Here is a 3,723-nt window from a genome sequence, read left to right on the forward strand (position 1 = left end):
GGCAGGCACAGCCCAAGCCAAATGCAAAGATGTAGATCTTCTTCACGTTGACGCCCATCAACTGCGCCGCATTACRGTGTTGCGCGGTGGCCCGAACAGCTCGGCCCAGGAAGGTGTTTTGCAGAAACCAGTGCAACCCGGCGACCAGAACCAGAGACATCACGAAGGTGATCAACTGACCACTGCTTGCGCGAAAGGCGCCCACGCTGACAGTGCCGGTGCCAAAGCTGACGTTCTGCACAGTCATGACGTCAGCACCGAAGATCAAGAGCGCGCCATTCATCAAGGCGATTGAGACACCTACTGTCGCGAATATCTGGATATGTCCTTCGGCGCTGAGCAATGGCTGAATGATGAACCGCTGCATCGCGGCCCCAGCGGCAAAYAAAATGATCGTTGTGGGAATGATCGCTACATAGGGGTGAATCCCAAAGTGTGCGTTCATCAAATACACCGCATACAGGCCTATCATCAAAAACTCGCCATGGGCGAAGTTGACTACCCTGACAATACCGAAAATAAGCGTCAGACCTATGCTGATAATGGCCAATGTGCCACCGAGCAATAGGCCGTTCAAAAGAAGTTGGATGAAAATTTCCACGGTTTGCGCCCTCCTGCGAGCGAACGAATCCGTGAAGCTCAACTATCGAGCTTCAACTGGATTACAGGCTTCAGGGTTAGTTGGAAAAGCGGGCTGTGGTCACTGCCGCTGCTTCGGGGTAAACGGTTTTCAGCACCCCGTCTTGCCACTGCATGATTGCCGTATTGGCTCGCTGGTTTTGCCCGTTATCACCGAACCTGGCTCCGATGCCTGCTGCTGTTCCACCGACAGGAATATCCACACTCGCGATCGATGCGCGGATCGCATCGGCCTCCAGCGACTCACTTTTTTCCATGGCGTCGAGGAAAACTTTCGCACCGACATAGTTGATCAGACTGTGACCTGAACGCGGCTCGCTGCCAAAACGTTCTTTGTAAGCTTTGGCGAACGCGCCGATACCTGGAGCGCCCCTTTCATTGGTTTGAAACTGAGGAAAATCCACGTCCAGAATGCCTTCCATATTTTCAGCACCCACCACTGCTACGGTGTCCTGCATGGAATATCCGCCTCCCGCACCGACTACTGCTCTGGGCTTGAAACCGGCTTCACGGATCTGGCGGAAAAACAGTGTGGTGTCGTTCTGGTAGCTGGTTTGCAATACCACGTCCGCTTGCGCACCTTTCAGGCGCAGGATAAGCGATGAGAGGTCCACGGCTTTTGCCGAATAAGGAAGCACCTCGACCACGTTCAGCCCTTGCTCTTGAGCAAGTTTTTTTTGGAACCCGGCGATGGTAGTGCCGTACAACGCATCCTCATGGATGATGGCTATCTTGAGTTGCTTGGGGTCGATCTTGAGGGCGGGAGCTACAAGTTGAGTTATCGCGGTGATGGTCCCTTCAGCGAAGTTCCTCGCAGTTGGATTGCTACGCAGTACGTATTTGAGGTCACGCTCGGTGATGTTGTCGGAGACCGCACCGAGCTCAAAATACGGCACACCGGCTATTTCGGTAACCTGCGTAGCAGCGAACGATAGCGCCGAGGAATAACTGCCGAACACGGCAGTGACATTTTCAACAGAAGTCAGTTTACGGGCGGCACCTACAGCTTGCCCTGCGTCAACAGCATCGGCTTTGAGCAGTTTGATCTGTTCGCCTTTCAAGCCTCCCGCTGCGTTACGTTCTGCAACCGCTATTTCGAGGCCGCGATAGCTTTCATCGCCGAGTAAAGCCAGAGAACCACTGAGGGGATAGAGCGCACCGATTTTGATGTCCGCATGTGCGGCGATTGAAGTACTCAGGGAAAGCACGACGCAGGCGATTTTAACCCAGTTTTTTGTACTCATTGTTATCTCCTGGTTTGGCGTCAGCGCACTGGGCCACCCATAGCTGGATTTTCTTTTTATTGTCCCGAATGATGATCCGTGCCGAGCACTGACCACGTCAGGTTTGCAGGCGACTCCAGAACACTCGGAGCGTTCGAAACCACCGTTGCGAAGATTAAGGCTCGGCGAGATTTGATTGATATAGCTAGAAAATCACACCTGCTTTGAATTTTTGGCACAGGTGGATGGCACGTACCTATAGGTGATCGTGCTTGTACCGTGAGGACATAGGCACTATGTCAGCAGGCCATCATCTGCCCGGAGCAAGAGCGTTGCCCCCGTTATCCCCGATAACCCTGGTCGAGAGTGACCTGATGATGAATGCATTGACCCAAACCGTTGGCGAACTGGACCTGGGCACGTTCATCCAGCTGCGCCGGGAAATCCTCAAGAACCCTGAATTGGGGGCTCACACCCCGCTGACTGCCGAGTTGGTGGCAAGCAAGCTCGAAGACTGGGGCTAGGACGTTCATCGCGGTATCGGTGGCCATGGAGTGGTTGGCGTACTCCGTCTTGGTACCGGCACTCGCCGATTGGGCCTTCGTGCCGACCCATGTTAGAAATATTCTTGATGTTAGCTTTACCTGAACACCGGAGATTTCGAACCAAAAACCGTAGGCATTAAAATCAAGGTGCTGCACCTTGAACCTCCTCTGCTTTCTAGGCTTGCACCGCTGACTGACTGCGTGAGCCGGGCCCAAGCCCGAAGAAGCGATGCCTACTTTCAACGGCACTGCATCAGCACAGTTGTGTGGTGAGCAGCGCCATTCGTTACCTCTCTGAGCTATACCGCTATTCGCAGTACACCTCCATAGCTCGTCAGTTGGCACTCGATGTGTGACTACCTTTTCCGCCCGAATTGAGGAATCTCCAAACCCAGGCTTTCACGCAAGGTCGTACCTTCATACGCCCTGCGGTACACACCGCGCTCTTGCAATAGCGGTATGACCTCGTTGGTAAAGCGGTTGAACTGCTCCGGGTGCCCGATGTATATGTTGAAGCCATCCACCGCTCGAGCTTCGAACCAATCAGTTATCTTCTGCGCGACAGTCTCAGCCGCTCCGACGAAGGCACCCGGGCGCAGCTGTCGACCGAACTCTACGGCCTGGCGCAGCGTGAAATTTTTCTCACGTGCCTGATCAGCGATACGTTTGGCAGCGGTGAAAAAGCTGCTGCGCGCGGACTCCAGGCTCTCCTGAGGGAACGGAGCATCGAGGTCATACTGGCTGAAGTCATGCCAACCGAAGTTGCGACCAAACTCCTTCAGCGCGAGCTCAAAGCTATGATCGGTCTGATGGTAGTGCTGCTCGATTTCACGAGCATGCCCATCGGTGTCACCCACATAGATTTCGGCACCGGGCATTACCAGTAATTGCTCAGGATCGCGGCCAAGTCGTACCGCCCTGCCCTTGATATCGCGGTAGAAAGCTTGGCCTTGCTCGATGCTAGCGGCATGGGTGAAGACCACATCTGCAGTGGCGGCGCCCAGATCGCGGCCCTGTTCCGAATCGCCGGCCTGGAAGATCACCGGCTGGCCTTGATGTGAGCGTTGAATGTTCAGCGGGCCGACCACAGAGAAGTGTTCGCCCTTGTGATTCAGACTGTGCAGTTTGCTTGGGTCGAGAAACTGGCCCGTGACCCTGTCGCGCACGAACGCATCCTCTTCATAAGAGTTCCACAGTCCCTGGACAACCTGGACGTGTTCGGCCGCCCGACCGTAGCGGGTGTCGTAATCGTAATGCTCGTCGCGACTGTAATTGCCAGCGGTGCCGGCATCTCCGCTGGTGACGACGTTCCAGCC

3 protein-coding genes and 1 pseudogene are annotated in these 3,723 nt (G+C 54.9%); 1 reads left to right on the plus strand and 3 read right to left on the minus strand.

Features of this window, described 5'->3' with window-relative positions; translation table 11 throughout:
- Positions 1-601: branched-chain amino acid ABC transporter permease (locus tag AC1DSG_RS28985; protein ID WP_477793941.1), on the minus strand; the 601-nt coding region annotated here is incomplete at its 3' end.
- 76 nt (positions 602-677) lie between these two features.
- The gene (locus AC1DSG_RS28990; RefSeq protein WP_477793942.1) at positions 678-1,883 is read right to left on the minus strand and encodes an ABC transporter substrate-binding protein; all 1,206 of its coding nucleotides are present in this window, start codon (positions 1,881-1,883) and stop codon (positions 678-680) included.
- A gap of 356 nt (positions 1,884-2,239) precedes the next feature.
- On the opposite strand from AC1DSG_RS28990, the pseudogene AC1DSG_RS28995 reads away from it, so the two are divergent.
- A pseudogene (locus AC1DSG_RS28995) lies at positions 2,240-2,473 on the plus strand (amidohydrolase); the annotation flags it as partial.
- A 290-nt stretch (positions 2,474-2,763) separates the two neighbouring features.
- On the opposite strand, the gene AC1DSG_RS29000 reads toward AC1DSG_RS28995, so the two are convergent.
- Positions 2,764-3,723: NtaA/DmoA family FMN-dependent monooxygenase (locus AC1DSG_RS29000; RefSeq protein WP_477793943.1), on the minus strand; the 960-nt coding region annotated here is incomplete at its 5' end.

The organism is Pseudomonas sp. P5_A12, assembly GCF_056400685.1.